This is a genomic window from Janthinobacterium sp. JF4 (assembly GCF_059617925.1).
In genome coordinates, this window is record NZ_JCAQAV010000039.1 from 17,886 (window position 1) to 43,004 (window position 25,119).

23 protein-coding genes are annotated in these 25,119 nt (G+C 61.6%); 11 read left to right on the forward strand and 12 right to left on the reverse strand.

Features of this window, described 5'->3' with window-relative positions; translation table 11 throughout:
* The 8 genes from malG to AC54AF_RS22100 all read right to left on the reverse strand — a co-directional run bounded on the left by malG (nucleotide 1) and on the right by AC54AF_RS22100 (nucleotide 11,254).
* Complete coding sequence (gene malG / locus AC54AF_RS22065; RefSeq protein WP_496638247.1) at nucleotides 1-891, reverse strand: maltose ABC transporter permease MalG; 891 nt, start codon at nucleotides 889-891, stop codon at nucleotides 1-3.
* A 10-nt stretch (nucleotides 892-901) separates the two neighbouring features.
* Nucleotides 902-2,413 carry a maltose ABC transporter permease MalF gene (gene malF, locus AC54AF_RS22070; protein WP_496638248.1) on the reverse strand — a complete coding sequence of 504 codons (1,512 nt, stop codon included), beginning with the start codon at nucleotides 2,411-2,413 and terminating at the stop codon, nucleotides 902-904.
* Between the two features lie 140 nt (nucleotides 2,414-2,553).
* Nucleotides 2,554-3,774 carry a maltose/maltodextrin ABC transporter substrate-binding protein MalE gene (gene malE, locus AC54AF_RS22075; protein ID WP_496638249.1) on the reverse strand — a complete coding sequence of 407 codons (1,221 nt, stop codon included), beginning with the start codon at nucleotides 3,772-3,774 and terminating at the stop codon, nucleotides 2,554-2,556.
* 98 nt (nucleotides 3,775-3,872) lie between these two features.
* A complete protein-coding gene (locus AC54AF_RS22080; RefSeq protein ID WP_496638250.1) occupies nucleotides 3,873-4,958 on the reverse strand; it encodes an ABC transporter ATP-binding protein in 1,086 nt (361 codons plus the stop codon).
* An 87-nt stretch (nucleotides 4,959-5,045) separates the two neighbouring features.
* Entirely contained in the window at nucleotides 5,046-6,683 is a 1,638-nt protein-coding gene (locus AC54AF_RS22085) for an alpha-amylase family glycosyl hydrolase (RefSeq protein ID WP_496638251.1), read from the reverse strand.
* A gap of 239 nt (nucleotides 6,684-6,922) precedes the next feature.
* Nucleotides 6,923-7,933, reverse strand: a complete 1,011-nt coding sequence (locus tag AC54AF_RS22090) for a substrate-binding domain-containing protein (protein ID WP_496638252.1) — start codon at nucleotides 7,931-7,933, stop codon at nucleotides 6,923-6,925.
* Nucleotides 7,934-8,257: 324 nt separating this feature from the next.
* Nucleotides 8,258-9,475, reverse strand: a complete 1,218-nt coding sequence (locus AC54AF_RS22095) for a carbohydrate porin (protein WP_131686731.1) — start codon at nucleotides 9,473-9,475, stop codon at nucleotides 8,258-8,260.
* A 222-nt stretch (nucleotides 9,476-9,697) separates the two neighbouring features.
* Complete coding sequence (locus tag AC54AF_RS22100; protein ID WP_496638253.1) at nucleotides 9,698-11,254, reverse strand: MFS transporter; 1,557 nt, start codon at nucleotides 11,252-11,254, stop codon at nucleotides 9,698-9,700.
* 107 nt (nucleotides 11,255-11,361) lie between these two features.
* On the opposite strand from AC54AF_RS22100, the gene AC54AF_RS22105 reads away from it, so the two are divergent.
* The 3 genes from AC54AF_RS22105 to AC54AF_RS22115 all read left to right on the forward strand — a co-directional run bounded on the left by AC54AF_RS22105 (nucleotide 11,362) and on the right by AC54AF_RS22115 (nucleotide 15,463).
* Nucleotides 11,362-12,288, forward strand: coding sequence for a LysR family transcriptional regulator (locus tag AC54AF_RS22105; protein WP_496638254.1), 927 nt, complete (start codon nucleotides 11,362-11,364; stop codon nucleotides 12,286-12,288).
* A gap of 313 nt (nucleotides 12,289-12,601) precedes the next feature.
* Nucleotides 12,602-13,723, forward strand: coding sequence for a patatin-like phospholipase family protein (locus tag AC54AF_RS22110; RefSeq protein WP_496638255.1), 1,122 nt, complete (start codon nucleotides 12,602-12,604; stop codon nucleotides 13,721-13,723).
* 93 nt (nucleotides 13,724-13,816) lie between these two features.
* On the forward strand, nucleotides 13,817-15,463 hold the full coding sequence (locus AC54AF_RS22115; RefSeq protein ID WP_496638256.1) for a methyl-accepting chemotaxis protein: 1,647 nt from the start codon (nucleotides 13,817-13,819) through the stop codon (nucleotides 15,461-15,463).
* A 203-nt stretch (nucleotides 15,464-15,666) separates the two neighbouring features.
* On the opposite strand, the gene AC54AF_RS22120 is transcribed toward AC54AF_RS22115, so the two are convergent.
* Both AC54AF_RS22120 and AC54AF_RS22125 read right to left on the reverse strand, forming a co-directional pair.
* The gene (locus AC54AF_RS22120) at nucleotides 15,667-16,203 is read right to left on the reverse strand and encodes a hypothetical protein (RefSeq protein WP_496638257.1); all 537 of its coding nucleotides are present in this window, start codon (nucleotides 16,201-16,203) and stop codon (nucleotides 15,667-15,669) included.
* A gap of 144 nt (nucleotides 16,204-16,347) precedes the next feature.
* Nucleotides 16,348-17,067 (reverse strand): helix-turn-helix transcriptional regulator, encoded by a 720-nt coding sequence (locus AC54AF_RS22125; protein ID WP_496638258.1) that lies wholly within the window; start codon nucleotides 17,065-17,067, stop codon nucleotides 16,348-16,350.
* Between the two features lie 174 nt (nucleotides 17,068-17,241).
* On the opposite strand from AC54AF_RS22125, the gene AC54AF_RS22130 reads away from it, so the two are divergent.
* A complete protein-coding gene (locus tag AC54AF_RS22130) occupies nucleotides 17,242-18,186 on the forward strand; it encodes an alpha/beta fold hydrolase (protein WP_496638259.1) in 945 nt (314 codons plus the stop codon).
* A 466-nt stretch (nucleotides 18,187-18,652) separates the two neighbouring features.
* On the opposite strand, the gene AC54AF_RS22135 is transcribed toward AC54AF_RS22130, so the two are convergent.
* Together AC54AF_RS22135 and AC54AF_RS22140 are read right to left on the reverse strand one after the other, a co-directional pair.
* Nucleotides 18,653-19,030: a hypothetical protein gene (locus AC54AF_RS22135; protein WP_496638260.1), complete on the reverse strand. Its 378-nt coding sequence runs from the start codon at nucleotides 19,028-19,030 to the stop codon at nucleotides 18,653-18,655.
* A gap of 37 nt (nucleotides 19,031-19,067) precedes the next feature.
* Nucleotides 19,068-19,484: a hypothetical protein gene (locus tag AC54AF_RS22140; protein WP_496638261.1), complete on the reverse strand. Its 417-nt coding sequence runs from the start codon at nucleotides 19,482-19,484 to the stop codon at nucleotides 19,068-19,070.
* 378 nt (nucleotides 19,485-19,862) lie between these two features.
* Between AC54AF_RS22140 and AC54AF_RS22145 the strand changes: the two genes are divergently transcribed.
* The 7 genes from AC54AF_RS22145 (at nucleotide 19,863) to phaP (ending at nucleotide 25,015) form a co-directional block, all read left to right on the forward strand.
* Complete coding sequence (locus AC54AF_RS22145; protein WP_496638262.1) at nucleotides 19,863-20,327, forward strand: SRPBCC family protein; 465 nt, start codon at nucleotides 19,863-19,865, stop codon at nucleotides 20,325-20,327.
* Nucleotides 20,328-20,599: 272 nt separating this feature from the next.
* Nucleotides 20,600-21,367: a creatininase family protein gene (locus AC54AF_RS22150; protein WP_496638263.1), complete on the forward strand. Its 768-nt coding sequence runs from the start codon at nucleotides 20,600-20,602 to the stop codon at nucleotides 21,365-21,367.
* A gap of 57 nt (nucleotides 21,368-21,424) precedes the next feature.
* Nucleotides 21,425-22,696, forward strand: coding sequence for a YncE family protein (locus AC54AF_RS22155; protein ID WP_496638264.1), 1,272 nt, complete (start codon nucleotides 21,425-21,427; stop codon nucleotides 22,694-22,696).
* Between the two features lie 13 nt (nucleotides 22,697-22,709).
* Nucleotides 22,710-23,315 carry a pyridoxamine 5'-phosphate oxidase family protein gene (locus tag AC54AF_RS22160; RefSeq protein WP_496638265.1) on the forward strand — a complete coding sequence of 202 codons (606 nt, stop codon included), beginning with the start codon at nucleotides 22,710-22,712 and terminating at the stop codon, nucleotides 23,313-23,315.
* Nucleotides 23,316-23,386: 71 nt separating this feature from the next.
* The gene (locus AC54AF_RS22165) at nucleotides 23,387-23,758 is read left to right on the forward strand and encodes a VOC family protein (protein ID WP_131686724.1); all 372 of its coding nucleotides are present in this window, start codon (nucleotides 23,387-23,389) and stop codon (nucleotides 23,756-23,758) included.
* Between the two features lie 26 nt (nucleotides 23,759-23,784).
* Nucleotides 23,785-24,114, forward strand: coding sequence for a hypothetical protein (locus AC54AF_RS22170; protein WP_496638266.1), 330 nt, complete (start codon nucleotides 23,785-23,787; stop codon nucleotides 24,112-24,114).
* 274 nt (nucleotides 24,115-24,388) lie between these two features.
* A complete protein-coding gene (phaP, locus tag AC54AF_RS22175) occupies nucleotides 24,389-25,015 on the forward strand; it encodes a TIGR01841 family phasin (protein WP_496638267.1) in 627 nt (208 codons plus the stop codon).
* Nucleotides 25,016-25,119: the final 104 nt, after the last annotated feature.

The window sequence follows — 25,119 nt, forward strand, 5'->3', positions numbered from 1 at the left end:
TCAGCCCTTCACGCCGCCAGCCGTCAGGCCGGAGATCATCCATTTTTGCGCCAGCAGGAACACGGCCGTGATGGGCAGGCCGGACAGGATGGCCGCCGCGGCGAAGTCGCCCCACAGGTATTTTTGCTCGTACAGGAACAGCTTCGAGCCGACGGCCAGGGTCAGGTTGTTCTGTTCATGCAGCAGCACGGACGCGATCGGGTATTCGATGATGGCGCCGATGAACGACAGCAGGAACACCACCATCAGGATGGGCACCGTCATCGGCAGCAGCACGTAGACGAACGCTTGCCATTGCGTGGCGCCGTCGACCTTGGCCGCTTCCTCGATTTCGATGGGGATGGTTTGATAGTAGCCCTTGATGGTCCAGATATGCAGGGCGATGCCGCCCGTGTAGGCCAGCACCAGGCTGCCGTGGTGGTCGATGCCCAGCCATGGCACGTAGCTGCCCAGCACATCGAAGATGGCGTAGATGGCCACCAGGGCCAGCACGGCGGGGAACATCTGCAGCAGCATCAGCGCGGACAGGGTCTGCGACTTGAAGCGGAACTGCATGCGCGCGAACGCGTACGCGCAGGTGGTCGACAGCAGCACGGTGACGGTGGCGCTCATGCTGGCCACCTTGATGGAATTCCACAGCCACAGCAGCACGGGGAAGTCCGGCTCGACCAGCGCGCCGTTGGGCGCCTGGTAGGACATGCCCAGCGCCAAACGCCAGTGCTCGAAGCTGATCTCGGGCGGGATCAGGCTGCCCGAGGCGAAATTGCCGGGCCGCAGCGAGATCGACAAAATCATCAGGAAGGGGAACATCACCAGCGCGATCAGCGCGATCACGGCGATGTGGGCCGCCAGGATGCGCCAGCGGTTGGAACGGTCGACAACGATAGCCATGGTCTGTCCTTTATGCTTTGTTCATGCGCGTCAGGCGCATGTTGACCAGCGAAATCGCGGCCACGAGGAAGAAGATCAGGGTCGAGATGGCGGCGGCCAGGCCGAAGTTCTGGCCCGAATCCTCGAACGCGATGCGGTAGGTGTAGGACACGAGCAAGTCCGTCGTGCCCGCTGGCAAGGTCGTGTCGAGGAAGTCCGGGCGTCCGCCCGTCAGCAAGCTGATCAGCACGAAATTATTGAAGTTGAAACCCAGGCTGGCCACCATCAGCGGCGTCAGCGGCTTGATGATCAGGGGCAGGGTGATCTTGAAGAAATTCGTCAGCGGTCCCGCACCGGCCAGGGCCGACGCTTCGTACAGGTCCGAGGGAATCGCCTTGATCAGGCCCATGCATACCACCATCATGTAGGGGTAGCCGAGCCAGGTGTTGACGATCAAAATCATGGCCTTGGCCAGCGTGGTGTCCGAGAACCAGGCGGGCTTGATGCCGAACAGGGCGTCGAGCACCAGGTTGATTTCACCAAAGTTATTGTTGAACAAGCCCTTGAAGACCAGGATGGAGATAAAACCGGGCACGGCGTACGGCAGGAACAGCAGGGTGCGGTACAGGCCGCGGAAGCGCAGCGCATCCCAGTTCAGCAGCACGGCCAGCACCATGCCCAGGCCCGTCGTGGTGGCCACGCTGATCAGGGCGAAAACGATGGTCCATACGAAAATGCGCAGGAAGGGGCCGCGGAATGCTTCGTCGGAGAAAATCTTCACGAAGTTGGCGAAGCCCACGTTGACCTTGAAGCCCGGTTCCAGTTTCGTGCCGTCCGGCATTTCATAGAAACCCGTCTTGAAGTTCGGTGTCACGAGTTCGCCCGTGGCGACCTTCTTCAACGTCTTGTCTGGCAATTGCTTGTAGACATGCGCGACGGGGCCGAATTCGCGCAAGCCCACCATGCGCAGTTCGATCTTGTTTGGCAGCACGAGGGTCAGCAGCTTCAAATCCTTTTGCAGGGCGATGATGTCCTTGATGGGCAGCGGCGCGGCCAGCACGGGCGCCTGCACGGGGTCGGGCGGCGCCACTTCCACCTTCAGGGGCACGGCGCGCTTGAGGGCCAGCGGCTGCGTCAGCAGCACTTCGCCCGTGTCCGGGCTTTCCAGGCGCAAGCGGTATTCCTTGTTGTCGGCATGCACGGTCATGGCATAGCCGGTGCTTTCCACGCGCTGCGTCTCGTCCAGCAAATATTGCGTGGCCCGCTCGTAGGTGAGCAGGTTGCGCGAGCTGAAATTAGTAAAGCCGATCGACACCGTGTACACCATCGGCAGCAGCACGAAGACGATCACCGCAGTGATGCCGGGAAACAGATAACGGTAGGCATAGGCGCGCGGCGACGTGAAGACAAACGTCGTCAGGGTCAGCAAGCCGAGGAAAACGGCGGCCAGCATGGTCTGGCCGGAAATGTACAACATGAAGAGCAGATACAGACCCAGCGCCATGCTGATGGTCAATACCGTAGGGCCGATAAACTTGCGCACGATGGATACCTGTGAAGATGGAATGATACGAGATGGCGTAGGCCGGATTAGCGGCTATGCCGCGTAATCCGACAACATTGTTGGCTGCCGGTGTCGGATTACGGCCCTTCGGGCCTAATCCGACCTACGCCTTGACCTGCTTAATTGGCGGTCGTAATCCGCTTCGCCGCCGCATCCAGGCCATCCTTGGTGGTCTGGCGGCCTTGCGTGATGTTTTCCAGCGCCGATTGCATCGACGACCAGAAGCGGCCCATTTCCGGGTTGTTCGGCATCGGGCGGCCAGCCTGGGCGCTTTCCATCGTCGCCTGGATGTTCGGGTTGGCTTTCAATTCCGCGAACAGTACCTTGTTCGCTGGCGTACCCAGCGGGACGTCGGCGTTGATGGTTTTCAGGCCATTGATCTGCAGCATCTGGTTTTCCAGGAATTCCGTCGCCAGGTCCTTGTTCGGGCTGGCTTTCGAAATCATCGCGCCCAGCACGCCCACGAATGGGGTGGCCGTCTTGCCTGCGACGGTAGGGATGGTTGTCACGCCGAAGTTGATCTTCGATTTGCGCGCATTGTCCCACGACCATGGGCCGTTGATCATCATGGCGATCTTGCCCTGGTTGAAGCCCGCTTCCATCTCGGCATAGCCGGCGCCCTTCGGCATGGCGCCGCTGTTGATCAGGGTCATCAGCGCATTCACGCCTGCCTGCGAGCCGGCATTGTTCACGCCCGTTTTCGCCGCATCGTAGCGGCCGTCGGCCTTGACTTCAAACGGGAAACCGCCGCCCGCGCCCAGCAAAGGCCAGGTGAAATAGGTATTCGTGTAATCCCACAGGATGGCTTTCTTGCCTTGCGCCGAGAGTTTTTTGTCCAGTGCGGCGATTTCCTCGAAGGTTTTTGGCGGCTTCGGCACCAGGTCCTTGTTGTAGACGAGGGCGACGGCTTCGATGGAGATTGGGTAGCCCCAGGTCTTGCCGCCCACCGTGAAGGCGTTCCAGGCCAGCGGCAGGATGGCGGCGCGCGCTTCCTTGCTTGGCGTCAATGGTTGCAGCAAGCCGGCGTCGATCCAGGTGCCGATGCGGTCATGCGGCCAGATCCAGATGTCCGGACCCTTGCCGGCGGCGGCCGCCTGCTGGAATTTGTTTGGCGCATCTTCCGGATGCTCGACGACGACCTTGACGCCCGTCTTCTTGGTGAATTCCTCGCCGACCTTGGCCAGGCCCTTGTAGCCCTTGTCGCCATTGATCCAGATCAGGAGGGTGCCTGCCTCGGCCGCGTGCGCCATGCTGACGGCGGCCAGGTTGCCGATGCCGGCCAGGGCGGCGGCGATCAGGGTGGTTTTGATGAAGCTGCGTTTCGGGTGCGTGAAGGACATGTCAATCTCCAGTGTCTTTTTTTATGTGAAGTATCAAGGCTGAAACGATGCAACCAGGCCAGGCGGCGCCTGTAGCGCCTGGCCCCTTAAATTCGAAATCAGGTACGCGTCTGGCCGTGCTCGTCGAACACGTGGACGCGGGCGGGCGCCACCTGCAGCGCCACGGACTGGCCAATGGCCCAGTCGGTATCCGCATCGGCGCGCACCACCAGCGGCTCGTCGCCGCCCGGTACTTGCACATACAGATAGCTGATGTCGCCCAGTTTTTCCACCGCCTGCACGGTGGCCGTGATGGCGGCGGTGGCGCCGGGCGCGCACGCCTGCACGTGCTCGGGCCGCGCGCCGATGGTGACGGGGGTGCCGCTGGCCAGCGGCTGCGTCAGCACAGCCTGCAGCATGCCGCCCGCATTCGTGGCGATGGTGGCCACGCCGTCGACGTAGCTGTGGATCTTGCCTTTGAGGAAGTTCATGCGGGGCGAACCGAGGAAGCCGGCCACGAACAGGTTGGCGGGATGGTGGTACAGTTCGAGCGGCGCGCCCACTTGCTCGATGCGGCCCGCGTTGAGCACGACGATGCGGTCTGCCAGGGTCATCGCTTCGACCTGGTCATGCGTGACGTAAATCATGGTCGAGCGCAATTCGCGGTGCAAATTCGCCAGTTCGATGCGCATCTGCACGCGCAGCGAGGCATCCAGGTTGGACAGCGGTTCGTCGAACAGGAAGACGTCAGGCTTGCGCACGATGGCGCGGCCGATGGCCACGCGCTGGCGCTGGCCGCCCGACAAGTCTTTTGGTTTGCGTTCCAGCAAAGGTTCGATGCGCAGGATCTGCGCGGCGCGCTGCACGGCGTCGGCGATCTGCACCTTGCTCATGCCGGCCAGTTTCAGGCCAAACGCCATGTTCTGCGCCACGCTCATATGCGGGTACAGGGCGTAGCTCTGGAACACCATGGCGATGCCGCGCTTGGCGGGTGGCACGTCGTTCATGCGGGTCTTGCCGATGAACAAATCGCCGCCGCTGATTTCTTCCAGGCCGCAGATGCTGCGCAGCAAGGTGGATTTGCCGCAACCCGATGGGCCCACGAAGACCATGAATTCGCCGTCGGCGATCTCCAGGTCGATACCGTGCAGGGTTTGCACGTCGCCATATGCCTTCTTCAGGCCTGTTAACTTCAGTCCAGCCATGTCTCCATCCTCATTCTGTCAATTCGGCCCCGCTGATGCGCGGGGCTCGTTATTGTAATTGGCGGCATGGCCGCCAAAGCCTGCGATTTACGCCAAGGTGCCGAACCAGCCGCCATGCGCAGGCAAGCTGATCTGTTGGCCATCTTTGCTGCCCGGCAAGCCGTGACCGGCCAGGCCAGCCGCCGCTGCCGCATCGGGCCAGGCGAAGGTGACCGCTTGCGTGCCCAGGTTGAAGGCGGCCAGCACGGACGGTTGGCCGGGCAAGTCGCGGCGCAGGGCCAGCACGGGTTCCGGCGCATCGAAGAACATGATATCGCCGCGCAGCAATTGCGGCAGGGTGCGGCGCCAGGCGAGGATGTTCTGCGCAAAGCGCAGCGGCGACGCGGCATCGTCCTGTTCCACGTCGACGGCGCGCGCCAGGTGTTCGGGCGGCACGGGCAGCCAGGGCGTGGTACTGCTGAAGCCGCCGTGCGGCGCATCGGCCACCCACGGCATCGGCGTGCGGCAGCCGTCGCGGCCCTTGAACTGGGGCCAGAACGGGATGCCGTACGGGTCTTGCAGCGCCTCGAAAGGAATGTCCGCTTCCGTCAGGGCCAGCTCGTCGCCCTGGTACAGGCATGGCGTGCCTTTCAGTGCCGCCTGCACGGCCAGCACCACCTTGGCCAGCGAGGGCGATGGATTATCGCCGCCCCAGCGCGTCATGACGCGCACGCTGTCGTGGTTGCCCACCGACCAGGAAGCCCAGCCGTCGGCCACTTGCGCCTCGAATTCTTCCACTTGCGTGCGGATGTGCGCGGCCGAAAACTCCGCCGTCAGCAAATTGAAACTGTAAGCCATGTGCAGCTTGTCGGCGCCCGTGTAGGCGGCCATGGTGGCCAGCGCATTGTCGTCACCCACTTCGCCGATGGAAATGGCCTGGTATTCATCGAGCACGGCGCGCACGCGCTGCAGGTAGGCGATGTTTTCCGGCTGCGTCTTGTCGTACACGTGCGCCTGCATGCCGTAGGGATTGATGGCCGACACGCTGCTCGCATCGCGCTGCGCGGCTGGCGGATTGTCGCGCAGCAACTGGTCGTGATACGGGAAGTTGCAGGAATCGAAGCGGAAGCCGTCGACGCCGCGCTCGAGCCAGAAACGCAGGTTGTCCAGCTGCGCCTGCTGCACGGCAGGGTTGTGGAAATTCAGGTCGGGCTGGCTGGCGAGGAAATCGTGCAGGTAGTACTGGCCGCGGCGCGGCTCCCATTGCCACGCGGAACCACCGAACACGGACAGCCAGTTGTTCGGCGCCGTGCCATCCGGTTTCTGGTCGGCCCACACATACCAGTCGGCCTTGGCGTTGTCGCGGCTGGAGCGGCTTTCCACGAACCACGGGTGGTTGTCGGACGAGTGCGACAGCACCTGGTCGATCATCACTTTCAAACCCAGTTCATGGGCGCGCGCCACCAGGCGGTCGAAATCGGCCAAGGTGCCGAACATGGGATCGACGTCGCAGAAGTCGGCCACGTCGTAGCCGAAGTCTTTCATCGGCGACGTGAAGAAGGGCGAGATCCAGACGATGTCGGCGCCCAGGGCGGCGATGTAATCGAGCTTGGAGGTAATGCCGGGCAAGTCGCCGATGCCGTCGCCATTGCTGTCGAGGAAGCTGCGTGGATAAACCTGGTAGATGACGGCGCTGCGCCACCAGTCGGCGGGCAGGTGGGCGAGATTGTTCTGGATGGTCGGCATGAATGATTTCTTAAAAGTTGCCTGTAGCCGTGGCTATCAGGGCGGCGCTGCTGGTTGGTAGGCGAACGTCTTATTTTAAAATTCAAAGCGCTTTGGGTATGAAATGAGTATAGTTCAAAGCGCTTTGAAAAGTAAAGCGATACACGCGTCAGACATACGATTTTTTATGAGGGTGATTCAGGACAACGATGCGGAACCGCTGGTCAGGTGGCCAGCGGCGCAGGAGCAGAGGAAAGCGCCTAGTTCGGCACGGGGCCGGCCGACTCCCCCGGCAGCAGTTCGCACGGCCACAATTCCTGCAAGTCGGTGACGGGCGTGCCTTCCATCAGGGCCAGCAGCATGTGGATCATCTTCGCGCCGGCGCCGCGCGGATCGGGCTGGACGACGGTGGTGACGTTATGGCCGGCCAGGGAATCTTCCATCACGCCCCAGACGATCAGCGACATCTCGCGGCCGATGGCGATGCCCGCGTCGAGCAGGGCGCGCACGGCGCCCACGCCCGACATGTGGTTATCGACGATGACGGCGGTAGGGCGGGGCGAGCGGGCCAGCAGGCGCTGCATGGCCTGGTAGCCGGCGCGTCGGTCGTGCGCGTTGTCGACCAGGTTGTCGGGGTCGACGGCGAGGCCGCCCGCCTGCATGGCGTGCTGGAAGCTCTCGACGCGCTGGCGCACGAAATTCAGGTCCGGCGTGGCGCTGATGAGGCCGATGCGCTGGTGGCCCAGCTGCGCCAGGCGCTCGACGGCCAGGCGCATGCCGGCCTCATTGTCGTAGTCGAACCACGCGTGCGGCTGGTTCAGCTGCGTGCGGCCGTGCGCGACAAACGGCATGCCTTGCTGCGCCAGGTAGGCGATGCGCTCATCGAACGGTTTCGTGCGTCCGACGATCAGGCCATCGATGCGGCGGCCCTTGACCATGCGTTCATAGGTGTGGAATTCGTTGGTGGCCGAGGCGGGCGCGATCATCATGTCCATCTGCTGCGCTTCCAGCGCTTCCGACATGCCGCCCACGATCTCGATGAACATGGGGTCGGCCAGGTCGTTCGGCATCAGCGGGTAGATGATGCCGACGATATTCGTGCGCCCCACGGCCAGACTGCGCGCCATGGGATTGGGACGGTAGCCGGCCGCCTGCGCGGCGGCCAGCACCCGCTCGCGCGTGCGTTCACTCACTTCCGGATAGCCATTCAAGGCGCGGCTGACGGTGGTTTCGGATATTCCTAGCGTTTTGGCGAGATTTTTGAGGTTCATGGATGCTGCAGTTGGGGTCTATCCAGGGTGGGTCGGGAGCGATGCGGTGCGATGACGGGTAGTTTATCTGATAAATGCCGGAATGATCAGGGGGATGACAAGCGGCGGCGCCCAAAAAAATACGCGGGCAAACCCAGGGGCGCCCGCGCTAAAAGAGGATACTGCTGAATCACTACAGTGAAGCTGCCGGCCATCGCGTGCAGCGGCGAAATGGTGGGTCCGGATCAAACATGCCCCTTTGAGAGCGGGAGGTGTTGCTGCCAGTGGCTGGTGCCTTGCGGCATCAGCCATTGTCGGGTAGCTTGGAACAAAGCGCTTCTGATGTTACCACCAGGACTCGACCTGGAAACCAACGGAGCTGCCGTTGGTCTTGCCACCGAACACGCCCGTCGAGGACAGCGCCGATTCCGCGGCGGCGGCCGACTGGGCTGCCTTGTTCCATTTGGCGTAGGTGTAGAAGGCGCGCAGCACGGGGCGCGACCAGAAGCTGTTGCCGGCCGACAGTTGCGGAGCGAAGGTCAGCTTGGTCAGGTTGCGGCTTTCGCCGCCTTCCGGCTTGACGATGTCGTGGCCCAGTTCCACGGCCAGGCTGTAGTTGTCCGTGAAGTGGTAGACGGGACGCGCGCCGATCGACGTCCACTTGCTGCTCACGCCGGCCGTTTCCTTGTCTTCGTAGACGAAGGTGCCCATGCCCGACCAGGCGCCTTTCGGCTGGATCATGATCTGTTCCGTCAGGCGCACGACCTTGTCATCCTTGCCGGCGCCCAGGCTGAAGCCGCCCGTGTTGGCGGCGCTGCCTTTGCCATACTGCAATGCCACCTTGTTGAAGCCGCCCAGCAGGTTGCCTTGCGTATGCATGATGGTCAGCAAGTGGCCGCTGGCGATGGGGGCCGCGCCTTGTGCGTTGCGTTTCTGGTTGAATTGCAGGCCCAGTGTCAGTTCGCCATCCGGATTGACCTTGATGCCCGAGAAGCGCAGGTCGTGGGACAGCCCCATGCGCTTGCTGTCGCCGTCGTCGGCCGTGCGCACGACGGCGTAGGCCAGCTTGGCGGCGCCCAGGTCGATGTTTTCCAGGCCGGCGCCAGGGCCGCTGTTATTCCAGAAGTAGTAATCGGTGATGTGCACGTCCTGGCGGTCATAGTAGCGCTTGCCGACCCAGGCGCGCGCTTCGGCGAAGGCGCCCGTGCCGATCTTGTCGGCGACGACGTTCATTTCGCGCCATGACGGGTCCGATTGCTCCCAGTCCTGGTTCTGGTTGACGGAGAACGCCACCAGGGTATTGATGCGGAAGGTGGTGCCGTTGGCTGCCTTGAAGGCTTCGCCGCCGAATTTCAGCTCGCCGTAGGTTTCGCACTCATTGCCCAGACGATACTTGGACGAGGCGCCGGCCAGGCCGAAGCAGGCTTCCTTGCCGCCTTCGCTGCTGGTGCCGAGGCCCGAACGGATGTAGCCGCCGAAGTCGATTGGCAGGGCGGCCTGGGCCGACGCGCTCAAGGCCATGAGCACTGCAGCTGGCAATGCTTTCAGGAAAAATTTGTTCATTGTGTCTCCAGTGTTTTTATAGGTGTAGGGTCGGCGCGCATCACTTTGCACAACCAAAGCGCTTTAACTATGTTTCAAAGCGCTTTGAGTATAGTTCAAAGCGCTTTGATAAGTAAACTCGTTTTGTTCGATGGCGATTTGTCGGTGTTGCGGAGAAACATCAGGGCGGGCGGCGGCGCGTGGGCGCCGCCGTGTACGGCAGGCAGGAATGACGGTTGTGAATTATTCCTGTGTCTTGCAGGCGGGCAGGGCGGCGGTGTCCGCCATGGCACCGGCCGGATGACGCAGGAAGGCCAGGATCAGCAGGGCCGACGCCGTCGTGATGCCCGCCAGCACATACAGCAAGTGGCGGAAGGCCGTGCCGTAGGCTTGCGCGAGCTCGGCGGCGCCGGCCTGCGGCAACAATTCGCCCGCATGGCGCAGCTCGCCCAGCGCCAGGAAGGGGCCGGCGTGCGCCGCCTGTGCCACGCCGATGCCGGCGCCGCCCAGCGCTGCGACGGTGAGCGTGCCCAGCAGCGCGCTGACGATGGCCAGCGCCAGGCCTTCACCCGCCACGCGCGTCGTATTGAAGATGCCGGCCGCCATGCCGGCCCGCTCGACAGGCACGACGCTGATGGCCAGGCCATCCATCAAGCCCCAGGGCAGACTGATGCCGCAGCCGATCAGCAGCAGCGGCCCCAGCAGAGTGGCGGGCGGTTGGCCCGGCGCGCAGCTCGATAACCACAGCAAGCCGCCCGCCGCCAGCAGCAGGCCGCTGGCGCAGATGTGCGCAGCGGCAATGCGCTGCGCCGCCATGCCGGCCAGGACCGGCAGCACCAGCATGGGTGCCGACAGGGCGATCATCATGCGTCCCGCTTCCAGCGCGCTGTAGCCTTCGATGCCGATGAAGCGCGCCGGCAGCAACACCAGCAGCACGACAAAGGAAAACGCGGGCGCGGCCGCCAGCAGTTGCACGCCGGCAAAGGCAGGCAGGCGGAACAGGGTCAAGTCCAGCATGGGCCGCGCGGCGCGCCGCTCCACGCGGATGAACACGGCCAGCAGCAAGGCCGCGCCACCGAGCAGCCCCAGGCTGGCGGCGCTGCCCCAGCCGCTATCGGGCGCCTGCAGCAAGCCATACGTAAACAGCGACAAGGCGCTCGTAAATGTCAGCGCGCCGGGCCAATCGACGCCTTGCGCCTGCGGGTCGCGCGATTCGCGCATGGCGCGCGCGGCGGCCAGCAGGGCGGCCAGGCCGGCTGCGGCCGTGGCGACGAAAATGGCGCGCCAGCCCGTGTGCGTGATCAAGGTGCCTGCCAGGAAGGGGCCGAAGGCCAGGCCCACGCCGAACGCCGTGCCGATCAGGCTGAAGGCGCGCGCGCGGGCGGGGCCGTCGAATTCCTGCGCCAGGGCCGCCAGTCCGCTCGACAGGGTCATGGCGCAGCCGAGGCCCTGGACGGCGCGCAGCACGTCGAGCCACAGGATGCCGGGTGCGGCCGACAGCGCCAGCGCGGCGGCGGAAAACACGCCCATGCCCAGCAAGAACACGCGCTTGCGGCCATAGCGGTCGGCCAGCGCGCCGGCCACCATCAGGCAGCCGCCAAAGCTGAGCATGAAGGCATTCGTGATCCATGCCAGCGCCAGCGGCGTGCCGTGCAGGTCGGCGGCGATGGCGGGAATGGCGATGGCCGGTCCCGTGAAACTGAGGGGCATGCACAGCGCGGCCAGGCAGACGGCGGCCAGCACCACCGTGCGCCGTGCAGTCGCTGGTTCCGGGGCTTGCGCGGGAAGATTCGTATCCATGGGAATGATTCCAGAAAGAGGGAGTCTGATGATAATATGGACGTAATCAATGAAAAAGTGGCTAAAAATCCGCAAATAGCGGACAAATATTCCTTAATATAGGTGATATGGATAATCTGAACGGCATCGTCGCTTTCGTGCGCGCGGCGGAAACCTCCAGTTATGTGGCTGCCGGGCGGCTGCTCGGCGTCTCGGCCTCGGCCGTGGGCAAGAGCGTGGCGCGGCTGGAAGAAAAGCTGGGCGTGCGCTTGCTCAACCGCAGCACGCGGCGCATCAGCCTGAGCAACGAGGGCGCGCTGTTTTACGAGCGCTGCCAACGCATCCTGGCCGACCTGGGCGATGCCGAGGCGGAATTGTCGCACTTGGCCGAGGCGCCGCGCGGCAAGCTCAAGGTCAGCCTGCCCGTGATCGGCTACCGCATCATCCTGCCTCTGCTGGCGGCCTTTACGCGCCTGTATCCGGAGGTCGAGCTCGACCTCGATTTCAACGACCGCCTGGTCGACGTGGTGGCCGAAGGCGTCGACGTGGCCGTGCGCAGCGGCACCCTGACCGATTCGCGGCTGATGGCGCGCGAGCTGGGGCCGTTTGCCTTTGTCATCGTCGGCTCTCCCGCGTATTTCGCCCGCCATGGCGTGCCAGCCACGCCGCGCGCGCTGGAAGGGCACGCCTGCGTGCGCTATAAATTCCCTACCACGGGCAAGCTGCAGGAATGGGCGCTGCGGCGCGCCGAGGGCGACAGTGGCGGCGAGTTGCGCTTGCCGACCGCCTTGACCTGCAACAATATCGAAGCCTTGATCGGCGCCGCCACGCAGGGCGTGGGCCTGGCTTACCTGCCTGACTTTATCGTGCGCGACGCTATCGCGCGCGGCGAACTGCAGGCAGTGTTGGTCGGCGACCTGCTGTACTCAAGCAAGTTCTGGGTGCTGTGGCCATCGAGCCGCCACCTGTCGCCCAAAATTCGCGTCTTTGTTGACCATTTGTGTGCCCACCTGCATTTTTCCTCGCCTCTTCCCGACCCAGCCTCACTGCGCTGATCTCCCTGACCGCCGCACTGGCGGCTGGTTGGGGAAAATTCCTACCCCAACGAGATTATTCCTAACGCCACAGGATTTATATTTGCTGCGCCGCATCACGCCATGCCGCACAGCATCAGCTTATGCCCTTCCTGAATACCGGTCATGCGTTAATGAAATTGCCATAAGGAATTTATTTATGTTAATTTCATATCTGTTTCTGCAACATTGCATCGGCTGGTCGCTTGCGGGAACATGTGCAGGATTAGGCGCCATAAGCGTGTAGTAACCAACAATTAAGGGATGGTAACCCCGTTCCGTTCAGGGAGTGTGCATGAAGACAGTCACTACGACACCGCCGGATCCGGCGCCAGCCGCGACAGCGACACCGGCCCGCAAGACGGGCTTGCTGCTTGGTGGCGGTGCACCAAATTCCACCTTGATCGCGGGCGCGTTGGCCGCGTTTCTCGATGAAGGCATCGAATTCGACGTCATTTCCGCCTCGGGCGCCGGTGTGTTGATGGGCTTGCTTTATACGACGCCGCACGAAGCCACGCCGCGCCAGGCCCTGCAAAGCTGGGCCGACACGGGCGTGGCCGACAGCATCTACAAGATGATCCCGATCAATTACAAGGTATTCCAGAAGCCGGGCATGCACGCGAGCACTTTCCGCGACGCCTTTCAGCCGCCGGCCAACAATCCTTTTTTTCAGGCGTTCCAGCAAACGTTTGCGGGCGTGCCCACGGCCTGGTCGGACTGGGGCAAGCTGATGGTGTCGTCGCTGTCGCCATCGGACCTGTCGGCGAAAAGCCTGGGCCTGTGCGCGCATTTGCCCTTCCTGGAAAAAGCCGTGGATTTCTCCGGCGTGGCGCGCATGCGCCCCGATTTCTACATCAATGCCTACAACCTCAGCGAGCACCGCATGCAAATCTGGGGCAAGCACGAGATCGAGCCGATCCACGTGCGCGCGGCCCTGTCGTTCCCCTTCCTGTATGCGCCCACGACGATCGCCGGCGACGACTATATCGAAGGCGCGGCGCTCGACACCCTCAATTTCGATCCATTTATCGAAGGCAAGGGCGAACATCATGACGCCGATACCCTGGTCATCCTCGACATCCTCGGCGATGAGCGATTGCTGCGCAAGCCGCGCAACCTGTACGACGCCTGGGTGCGCTCCATCATCACGCCGCTGGTGAAGATTTCCAAGAGCGAGCTGCGCCTGTTTGAACTTGAGCACAACACGGACGCGCGCACGGGCCAGCCCAAGCGGCGCTTGCTCAAGCTCGACCTGATGGGCGGCATCCCGGAGCAGCACTGGCCCGACACCCTGGACTGGTCCAGCTCGAACATGCAGCTGTTGTTCGACGTGGGCCACAAGGCGGGCCTGGCGTTTTGCCGCCAGCATGGCGACTTGCTGCGCCGCACGCCTGACGCTTCCCCGCTGGCGGCCTGAGCTCGCGCCGTTTGCAACCGGTCCCGGCCACCTGATCGGCAGCTACTCACCCCGCCTGGCCCTGCCAGGCTGCTTTTTTGACTGTGACACACCATGAATATCACCAAGCAACTCATTCTGACCCTCACCATCGCCTTGCTGGCCCTGCTATTGCTGGGTGCAGGCGGCGCCATTCAGCTGCAGCGCGCCCAGGAACGTTTTGACACCGTGCAAAACCGCATCATTCCCAGCATCCAGGGCTTGAATGCGGCCAAGGGTTTCCTGGCTGACTCGCGCCTGGCCGGCTACCGCCTGTCCGTGTTCTCGAACCTGGCCGACAAGACGGCGCTGGACAAGGCCGTCGCCGATGCCAACACGAATTTCGACAAGGTCATCGCCACCTACCGTGCCGAGCGCCTGTACGACGCGACGGACAGCAAGATGCTCGACGCCGACCAGGCCGCCATGGAAGCTTACCGCCGCGCGCTGGCGCCATTCTTTGCCGCCGCCTACGCGGGCGACATGGATGGCGTGCGCGCCACCTTGCTGGCCGGCACGCCACTGGCCATCACGGCCGTCGCCGCGAAAAAGAGCATGGATGACCATATCGCCTACAACAACAAGCTGGTCGACGATGTCAAAGCGGAAAGCCTGGCCGCCTACGACACGGCGTTCAACACCATGCTGGCCGTGCTGGGCGTGGCCGTGCTGCTGACGGGTGCGCTGGCCTGGCACATCTACCGCACCATCAGCGGCGGCCTGGGCAATATCGAGCACACGCTGGAGAGGGTCAGCGCCTCGCTGGACCTGTCTACCGCCATGCCCGTCGAGCGCATGGATGAAGTGGGCCGCACGGCCACCGCCTTCAATAAATTCCTGGAACGCATCGTCGGCGTGATCGCCACCGTGCGCGCCTCGGCCGATACGGTCAGCGTGGCCGCCGCGCAGATTTCCGCCGGCAACGCGGACTTGTCCGTGCGCACGGAGCAGCAGGCATCTTCCCTGGAAGAAACGGCATCCAGCCTGGAAGAGCTGACCTCGGCTGTGCGCCAGAATACGGACAATGCGCGCCAGGCGAACTTGCTGGCCGTGTCCGCCTCGGACGTGGCCCGCAAGGGCGGCGCCGTGGTGGCGCAAGTGGTGGGCACGATGGGTTCGATCAATGAATCGGCGAAGAAGATCGCCGACATTATCGGCGTGATCGACGGCATTGCCTTCCAAACCAATATTTTGGCGCTGAATGCGGCCGTCGAAGCGGCGCGCGCGGGCGAACAGGGCCGTGGCTTCGCCGTGGTCGCCACCGAGGTGCGCAACCTGGCGCAGCGCTCGGCCGCTGCGGCCAAGGAAATCAAGGGCTTGATCGAGGATTCCGTGGATAAAGTCAACACGGGCAGCGTGCTGGTCGACCAGGCCGGCGCGACGATGGAAGAAATCGTCGCCAGCATCCGTCGCGTGACGGACATCATGGGCGACATCGCCAACGCCAGCCACGAGCAAAGCGCCGGCATCGAGCAGGTGAACCAGGCCATTTCGCAAATGGACCAGGTGACCCAGCAAAATGCGGCCCTGGTGGAAGAGGCGGCCGCCGCCGCATCGTCACTGCAAGAGCGCGCCGTCGAACTGGTCGACGTGGTGGCCGTATTCCGCCTGCGCGGCGACGCCCAGGCAAAAGTGTTGAAAGTGGCGGGCGGCTTGCCGGCCCCCGCTTCAACCGCCGCCAGCCCGCGCCTGGCGCTGCCCGGCCGCAGCGCCCGCGCTTAAGCCTTGTTACTGCCCCGGTACGCCGGGGTTTTTTTGTGGCGCTGTCCCCTTTGGAAGCGTTGATGTTCTGGACCTACGAAGCGGGAAATAAAGTTGCCTTGGCAGGCAGGGCGGAAGAAGGGGGGGGGGGGCACCCGTTTCCTCGCTAGGCAGGGTGCCTGCCAGGCTTTCGGACGTGTGAGTCTGCTTTCGCCCCATACCGGTCATTGAAGTATTGCTCCTGACTCTGGAACTAGGCTAAATGGGCGCCAGCCGCCTGGTGGGTCCCATTCACCATCACCACGAATCCGACCCGCGCTCGCATCGTGAAGGACTACACCGTCGATCCCAAGCGGCGACTGCTCCCAGATCAGACCTCCTGTATGGTCAAAAGCAAGAACTTCAGATGCCGAAGTTACAAGCACTGCGATGCGGCTATTTAGGTTCTCAAGGTCGCGCGAATCGTACAGATGGCAAAAGTAACCGTCCAGCTGATGGCGACGAACTTCGCCAAGGTAAAGATCAACGACGAACACGAACTGCCCAAAGCCGATGTAAACGATGCCCTCAGCGAAACGTGTGCTCTGAAAGCACGAGTACCCTGCGCTGGCAAGAATGTTTACGCGAGTCACCGGCACACTATGGTGAGCGATCAAGACAGTGGCAACGATGTTGGATTCTGAGGTTGGGCCGCGAGCAACAAGGACGCGACCATGTTCACTTTGCTCACCAAGACTAAGAAATTTAACTTCCATCTGCATTTGTTTCCAAGGGATACGTCGAGTGACCGCTACTGGCCGAAAGCTGCTTGTCGGAGTCGCCAATGGCCGCGTGCAAATGGTCAATCGGAAGCTGGCAGGTGACGATGGGAGACTACCGTGGCTCTAGCGGCTGTCAGAACTACGTCAACGAGGTAAATCACGGATCGGGGAGACGCTATCCCCGAATAGCACACGCCGCCGGCGAAACGGTGCGCCCTGGATGCATTCCGGTCTGCTGATCCGGTCCATTCGAAAATGACGGAAGTCCTCGCGCGCAGGATCCCAGGCCACTAAATACCAGAGCGGTGGCAAGATGAGCATGGCTTGCGGTTCAACAACTCGATTGCTTACGCCCCCTTTTGCGTCACTATATTGGAAACCTAGGTGCAGCCGCTGGAGAAAAGCTTGCTCGAATGCGGGCAGCAAGGTAGGCTCCATCGCTTCCATATCTGATATATCCACCAGTGGTGAAAGCTGCCCGACATACAGGCAGTCCAGAAACCGGCGCAGGTCGTGCACCTTGTCGGGCGGCAGGGCCTGCTCAATCTTGGCCAGCCCGGCATCTGCAAGACCTGAAAACGGTATATTCATGGCTGCCCGCATTGATGCAACGCTGACGAGCAGCGCAAAGACCTCGGCGACCGAGAGACGCGGCGTGGTCTGAACCGAATGTAGATTAAGTTGCAGGCCACCGCCGCGACCCGGTTCGGAATAAATGACAAAGCCCTCATCGCGCAGCGCGCTGATGTCACGCAACACCGTCCGCCTGGATACGCCAATCTCCTCCGCCAGTGCCCCGACTGTCAAAGTGCTGTTGCGGCGAAGGCTGCGTACGATGGCGTCATGTCGAAGGCGAAGATTCATGTCTCATCCTACCCTTAAATGGTGCCAGTATTTGGCACCATTGGATTTTAATATATCAGTGTTGCCGTCGAAATTGCCGCGCACACCCATTAAACCCGAGGACGGGAAAGAGCTGGCACTCCAGAACGGAATTTGTCGCTTGATCACCCGGACGACCAAATAAAGGAAATACTAATGTCAACCACAACCCATTTTCCCAAGCCTACGTTTGTTCCAATCAACGGCGTGGTACTGGAAGTCTTTGAAGCAGGCCGAGAAAATGGCGGAAATCCAATCGTACTCTGTCACGGCTGGCCTGAGCACGCCTTTACCTGGCGCAATCAGATTCCAGCCCTTGTCGCGGCGGGCTACCATGTCATCATCCCCAACCAGCGGGGCTACGGCAACTCGTCCCATCCGGCCGAAGTGACGGACTATGACATTCGAAATCTGTCGGGGGATCTTGTCGCTCTTCTCGATCACTACGGATACCAGGATGCGACCTTCGTCGGTCATGACTGGGGTGCAATGGTGGTTTGGGGGCTGACCCTGCTCTATCCGGACCGCGTAAACAAAGTGATAAATCTGAGCCTGCCTTACCAGGAGCGTGGCGCAAGACCCTGGATCGAGGTCCTTGAGCAAATCTTGGGCAGCGACTATTACTTTGTCCATTTCAATCGAAAGCCGGGTGTCGCGGACGCCATATTGGACGACAATACCTTCCGGTTCCTGCGTAACCTGTACCGGAAAAATGTGCCACTCAAAGAACCCGAGCCGGGCATGGCAATGATCAATCTGGCCAGAGCAGAAACTCCACTCGGCGAGCCTTTGATGAGCGACAGCGAATTAGCCGTTTTCGTCTCGGCCTTCGAAAAAACTGGGTTCACGGGCAGTATTAACTGGTACAGGAATCTCGACCGCAACTGGCACCTATTGGCGGACCTGGACCCTGTCATCCATCAACCTACGCTCATGATTTATGGGGACCGTGATGTGGTTCTCAAATCAGAAAGACTGGCAGAGTTCGTGCCCAATGTGGACGTGATCAGTTTGGATTGCGGTCACTGGATCCAGCAGGAAATGCCGGAAGAAACCAACCAGGCGATATTGAATTGGCTGGCACGGCAGAGTTCAACCTGATCGTAGGGCCGGTTCAAGGGCATGTACGCTCTCCGGCCCGGCCGGAGGGCAGGATGGCACGCCGAAAGCTATCAGTGAGCGGTACGCCTTCAAGCGCACGAATTCTATTTCTGAGGAAATCTACGAACACAGCACGAGTCAAACTACCTGCGGCGTAAGCCTCTAGCGAGTTCGCCAGCCGCTCAAGAATCGAAAGATTCGACACGAATGTCCTTCAATCGCCTGCTTGCGTAAATTACGTTTGACCGTCCGCTTCTGGCCTATTGTGTTGAAAAACGCGGGTACGATGATGTTTGGATAGAAATCCTGTCAGCCTCGACTGGCCAGAACCGCCGCTATTGAACGATCACCGACTGCTTGGAGGTCTAAGACATCCCGAAATGGTTGCCGTTCGACATTTTCAACGCAATAGGCCGATTGCCGCTGTTGGTAGGCTCCGCTTCAAACCGGACCTTTGAGATATGACTTATCTCGACTGCCATTCCCCTGGGATCGGAGCGGAGCATCGCGCGATTGAATCCCTGCCGGTCTCGATGATTGTTAGCACATTTTGAACGGCTATCTCAAGTTCATCTTGGTTGCAAAAATACTCGGAAAGCTTACCGGCGACTACATAGGAAGAACAGTTAAAACCATCTTCGATATCGTTGAACCATAGTACCCTGCTGCCGATGACGGCCACAACCCAAAAGCCGCCGCCAACTGTGCCATAGGTTTGCTCGGCCCACTTCTCAGGAGGAATTTTGATGGCTTCCCACAGGCGGAGTACCTGAGGACTCATTCGGTCTTTCGCACTTATGATCTTGTCCCATAATTCTGTCTCTGAAATCGGTTCCCAATCCATTATCTCTCCAATGACTGCTTCTGGCCGAACTCGCCCTTCAATCAAAGACAATTCGCTGCCCCACCTCGAATGCATTTTCATGGCAATGAAACAGGATGCACGGCGTGTCGTTCGAATAGACCATCGCGTCGTCGCGCGAAGGGACAAAAATATCCGACCAATTCTCGACCAGGAACACACTGGTGCATAAAAAACAGTCGTCTGCTCCAAACACCACTACGACCTGCTGAGTTCCAGGCATACGGGCGCGTAACCACTTTGTTGCGGTGGCCACATCATCGCCGAATGCGAACCGCTCGATGGAGGCAACGGTGTTAACGTCCAGGCCGAGACGCCTCTTCGAATCATGCAGGCGCACTACATCATAGGCACGGCGGGCATCCTCTGCATCAAGCCAGACGATATCCGCTGAGTGGTGCCTTAGCTCCTGAATCCTCCAATGTGCTGCGTTCATAAGCTCTCAAAATCCAATATCCTCACGGCCATGACGAGCAGCAGCTTGTGGTCGAATCCGGTGCATCCCTTGACCTTGGCGCCAAATAAGGCTGTCATCATGATCCGGCTTTGTCTGCGGCAAGTGTAACCAGAATCTAACTCTATTTATATGATAAAAAAACAGTGTATCCTGCGATCGTAGTAGCTATATTTTTTATCGATGCAAAGGAAAAGCAGCTGTCTTTGTTCCTGTCGGAAAACGCTCCTTTGACTGTCGCCATTGACATGGATATGCCACATGATGCATGCCATGCCGCTGACTAATACCCTGGCACTGCGCGATGCCGGATAGCAGGCGCAGTTATTTTTATCAAAATGATAGGGAGATCCCAAATTGGTGCATATCGAAGAAAGCATCCACATTGCAGTCCCGCCCACGGTCATCGACCAGATCTGGAGCGAGGTCGACCGATGGCACCTGTGGGATCCGGATACAAAGCAAGCCCGGCTCAACGGGCCGTTCGCGGTGGGGACGCATGGCAGGATCGTTCCCAATAAAGGGATGGGTATTCCGATGCTGGTCACCGAGCGCTCCGCAGGCCGCTCGTTCACCGTCGAGGGCTACATCCCTTTGTTTCGCATCCATTTCGAGCACACGGTGGTGGCCGCAGATGGCGGATCGGAAGTCGCTCACCGCGTGTGGTTCACTGGCGCGCTTGCCTTTCTGTTCGGGCCAGGCGTTGCCAAACAAGTGCGGCAAGGGCTACCCAAAACGATGCGCTCACTCAAGGCCTATGCAGAGAAACGCAACGAGACTCTCCATGATGGGGAGGCGGACAGGGCTAAGGCGACAACCGTCTGATAGATAGTTTCCCCACGTCAATTCCCTGCACGGCGCCGCATCAAATTAACGTGCCCTTCCCGTCATGATGGAATACAATTCCTGCGTGGCAGCCAGCTTGCCTGGCAAGGCCGGGCACGGCGCCTTTGACCTCGGAAAGATGTTGGCTTATGACTCTGCAGTTCCCCCAGCGAACGGCGCCTTGCGCGCCATCCACGCTCCGCCTTTCACGCACCCCTCTCGTTTCCCTGTTCGTCCTGACATTTTCGTGTCTGCTGGCCACAGCGCCCGTCATGGCGGCTGCGCCTGCCGGCAGCAGCGTCATGCTGGAAGAGTTGACCAGCACGGAATTGCGCAGCCGTATCGACCACGGCGCCACGACCGTGCTGGTGCCGATTGGCGGCGTCGAGCAGAGCGGGCCGTACATCGCGCTGGGCAAGCACAATGTGCGCGCCGGGCTGCTGGCACGCCCAATCGCGCAAAAGCTGGGCAACACCATCGTCGCGCCTGTCGTGTCCTACGTGCCGGAAGGCACGATTTCGCCCCCAACTGGCCACATGCGCTTTGCCGGCACGATTTCGATACCGCCGGCCGCCTTCGAAGCCGTGCTGGAAGGGGCGGCCGCCAGCCTGCGCCAGCATGGTTTCCGCGACATTATCTTTCTCGGCGACCATGGCGGCTATCAAAAAAACGAGCAGAACGTGGCCAACAAGCTGAACCGTGCCTGGGGCAAAGCCGCCGGCAAGGATGCGCGCGCGTATGCTTTGCTCGACTACTATGACATCACGCAATCGGCCTATATTGCCGAACTGCAGAAACGCGGCCACAGCAGCGCCGAGATCGGCCTGCACGCGGGTTTGGCGGACGCGGCGCTGATGCTGGCGACGGATCCGTCGCTGGTGCGCAGCGACGCCATGGCCCACGGACCCAAGCCCGGCGTGGCGGACGGCGTGCGCGGCGACGCCACGCGTGCCACGGCTGAACTGGGCCAGATCGGTATCAGGCTGCAGGTGGATACCGCCGTGGCCGCCATCAAACAGCTGCTGCAACGGAATAAATAAATCTTCCGCTGGAAGTGCTTAACTTCCGGCTTTTGCAACGAAAAGACGCGAAATCACATGAAAAAATCTCAACGACGCACCATCGTCACCTTGTCTGCCCTGGCTGCCACACTGGCCGGCATGGGCGTGGCCAGCCAGGTCACCGGCGCCAGCACCCCGGCCGCAGTTAGTCCTGCACCGGTTGCCGCCTATTCGCCATTGCCGGGCATGCCGCCGCTGGTGGATTCGAAAAACGTGTACGGCAGCATCGCCAGCAGCAATATGAGCCCGGTCGTCAAGGATCACTTGCGCCGTGTTTACGTGCCCAACCTGCGCTCGAACGACGTCTATGTGATCGACCAGGAGAGCCTTAAAGTGGTCGACAAGTTCAAGGTCGGCAGCGGCCCGCAGCACGTGGTGCCGTCGTGGGACTTGCGCACCCTGTGGGTGGCGAACAATGCCGAGCGCACGGACAAGGGCAGCCTGACGCCGGTCGACCCGTTGACGGGCAAGCCTGGCAAGGAAGTGCCCGTCGATGACCCGTACAATATGTATTTCACGCCGGATGGCAAGTCGGCCATCGTCGTGGCCGAAGCGCGTCACCGCCTCGATTTCCGCGATCCGAAGACCATGGCCGTGCAGTATTCGATCGACACGCCCCAGTGCGGCGGCATCAACCATGCGGACTTCTCGAATGACGGCCGCTACGCCATGTTCACCTGCGAGTTCGACGGCACTATCGCCAAGATCGACCTGGTGGGCCGCAAGGTCGACGGCTACCTGAAATTGCAGATGCCGGCCAAGCGCTTTGCCGAGTCCGGTCCCGTGGGCGGCCCGGCGAATGAAATCTGCAGCGTCAAGAAGGGCATGCCGCAAGACATACGCATTTCGCCGGATGGCAAGAAATTCTATATCGCGGACATGGACGCCGATGGCGTGCACATCGTCGATGGCGCCACCCTGAAGGAAATCGGCTTCATCCAGACGGGCGTGGGCGCACACGGCTTATACCCCAGCCGTGATGGCAAGAAACTGTACGTGGCCAACCGCGGCACGCACCGCATCCATGGCAAGCGCAACGGCAAGGGCAGCGTCAGCGTGATCGATTTCGCCAGTGAAAAAGTGGTGTCGCAGTGGCCGATCCCCGGCGGCGGCAGCCCCGACATGGGCAATGTGAGCGCCGATGGCAAGTATCTGTGGCTGTCCGGCCGCTTCGACGACGTGGTCTACCGCATAGATACGAGCAATGGTGACGTGTCCAAGGTGAAAGTCGGCCAGGAACCGCACGGCCTGACCGTGTGGCCGCAGCCGGGCCGCTATTCGCTGGGCCATACGGGCAACCTGCGCTAGGCTGGGGAAGCGCATGGAAATCGATTCTCTTGAGCAACTGCGCGCGCATTATCCGCCCGCGCAGGGGCGGTCGCTAAGCAAGCAGCTCGACCGTCTCGACCCGCATTGCATCGCCTTCATCGGGCTGTCGCCGTTCGCCGTGCTGGCCACGGGCGGGGCTGGCGGCCAGCTCGACGCCTCGCCGCGCGGCGGCGCGCCCGGTTTCGTGCGGGTGCTTGATCCCCATACCCTGCTGCTGCCCGATGCCAAGGGCAATAACCGCCTCGACAGTTTCAGCAATATTGCCGAGACGGGCAGGGCGGGGTTGCTGTTCATGATCCCCGGCGTCGATGAAACCTTGCGCGTAAATGGCGAAGCCAGTCTCAGCGACGATCCGGCGCTGTTGGCGCACTTCGCCGCCGAGCGCAGCCCGCCGCGCCTGGTCATGCGCCTGCGCGTGGCCGAGGCGTATCTGCATTGCGCCAAGGCCCTCATGCGTTCGCGCCTGTGGGACAGCGCGGCGCAGGTCGAACGCTGCGTCTTGCCGACGATGGGGCAGATGATTCAGGACCAGACGGGCGGCAGCGGGCCGCAGGAAACGCAGGAACAGATGGTCGCCCGCTACGCGCCGGATCTGTAGTTTTGATTGCTTAAAAGGCAATATTTGTGCATACTGCATTTCCTGTCCCCTTACCTGCGAGGAGCACCATCATGATTCTTGATCACATCGGTTTGAATGTCAGCGATGCCCAGGCCAGCAAGGCCTTCTTTTCGGCCGCCCTGGCGCCCCTGGGCGTATCGGTGGTGATGGAAGAGCAGGGCTGGGTCGGCCTGGGCAAGGATGGCAAGCCCGATTTCTGGTTCGGCGTGGGCGGCGCGCCGCATGCCGGCATGCATCTCGCCTTCGCGGCGGACAACCGTGCCCAGGTGGATGCTTTTTACCAGGCCGCGCTGGCAGCGGGCGGCAAGGATAACGGCGCGCCTGGCATCCGCGCCCTGTACCACCCGAATTACTATGGCGCTTTCGTGCTGGGGCCGGATGGTCACAATGTCGAAGCCGTCTGTCACCATCCCGAGCCCTGACACCGCTATTTCCTGAAGAGAGCAGCATGAAGCCCACCCTGTTTGCCGACGATGCCGGCCGCTATGCCTACGTCAAAGCGGGTTTTTCCTGGCCGGCCCTGTTTCTGGGCTCGTTCTGGGCCGTCGCCAAGCGCCGCTGGTGGCTGTTGCTGCTCATGCTGGCGATGGATGCGTGCCTGTGGTTTGGCAGCCACCTGGCCACCGAACTGCGCATCGGCCCGATGATGCTGCTGATGGCCGCCTCGGAACTCAGTTACCTGCTGGCGCGTGGCTGGTATGGCAACCGCTGGCTGGAGGCCTCGCTGCGCAGCCATGGCTACAAGCCCGTCGTGGCGGGCGCGGGCGCCGCTGCTTGAGCGTGCCTGGCACAGTTTTTTCTTCCCCTCACTGACGTTTGCCAAGGGCAAGCCGTCCAGCCAACACTTTCTGCGCAGCCTGGCGCACCTTTGATCCAGATCATCCCTTACCTGCGGTGCTCACGTAGCCTTGGGACTCGCGTTGCAAAGCATCTTCCCACCAATCGGATATGTTTTTTCGCGTTTCGTGGCGTAGCCCGGCCGTCTGCCTCACCGTTCGACAGCCGGTGGTGTCGCCTTATGTCCACCCCACCGCTATTCAATGAGGAACTCCATGTATCCATATTCCCGTAGTGTTACCCCCGCCGCCAAGAACCACCTGGAAGCGCAACTGGCTTTCTTCAATGGACTGTCGAAGTCGCTGTTCCAGTCGGTGCAGCACTTCAGTGACCTGAACATGCAGCTGGCGCAAGGCTTGCTGGAAGAAACCACGGTCACCGGCCAGAACCTGCTGACGGTCGAGCGCGCAGAAGATGTGTTCCAGGTGGCTGCCACGGCGGGCCAGCCAGCCGCCGAGCAATTGCGCAAGTACCAGCAACAGCTGTCGCGCCTGGCGGCCGATACGCAGGTCGAACTGGCCAACGTGGCAGAACGGCATGTGAATGAAACGAGCCGCACCGCCAAGGCCCTGGCCGAAGAAGTGGCCCGCACGGCTTCGGAAGAAACGGAGAAAAACGTGCGCAAGCAGCAGGAAGCCATGCAGCGCATGGCAGAACCGTTCCAGGCCTATCAGCAAAACGGCGCCAGCCGCGAGCAGCAACGCCGTGATGGCCAAAGCCTGCAAAGCGCCAGCCACCAGGGCAGCCAGCAGTCGGCCGGCAGCGAAAGTTCGGCCGGCGGCAGCGCATCGCAATCGGGTTCCGCACAAAGCAAGAGCGGCAGCGCCAGCCGTAAAGAGTAAGCGGACCACTGCTGTCAGCTGAATCCGCATCCGGGGGCCGAGCCTTGAGATGTGGCTTGCTGGCACGCAGTATCGGGTGTATTGGTCCGAGCAGAGCGCCCGCC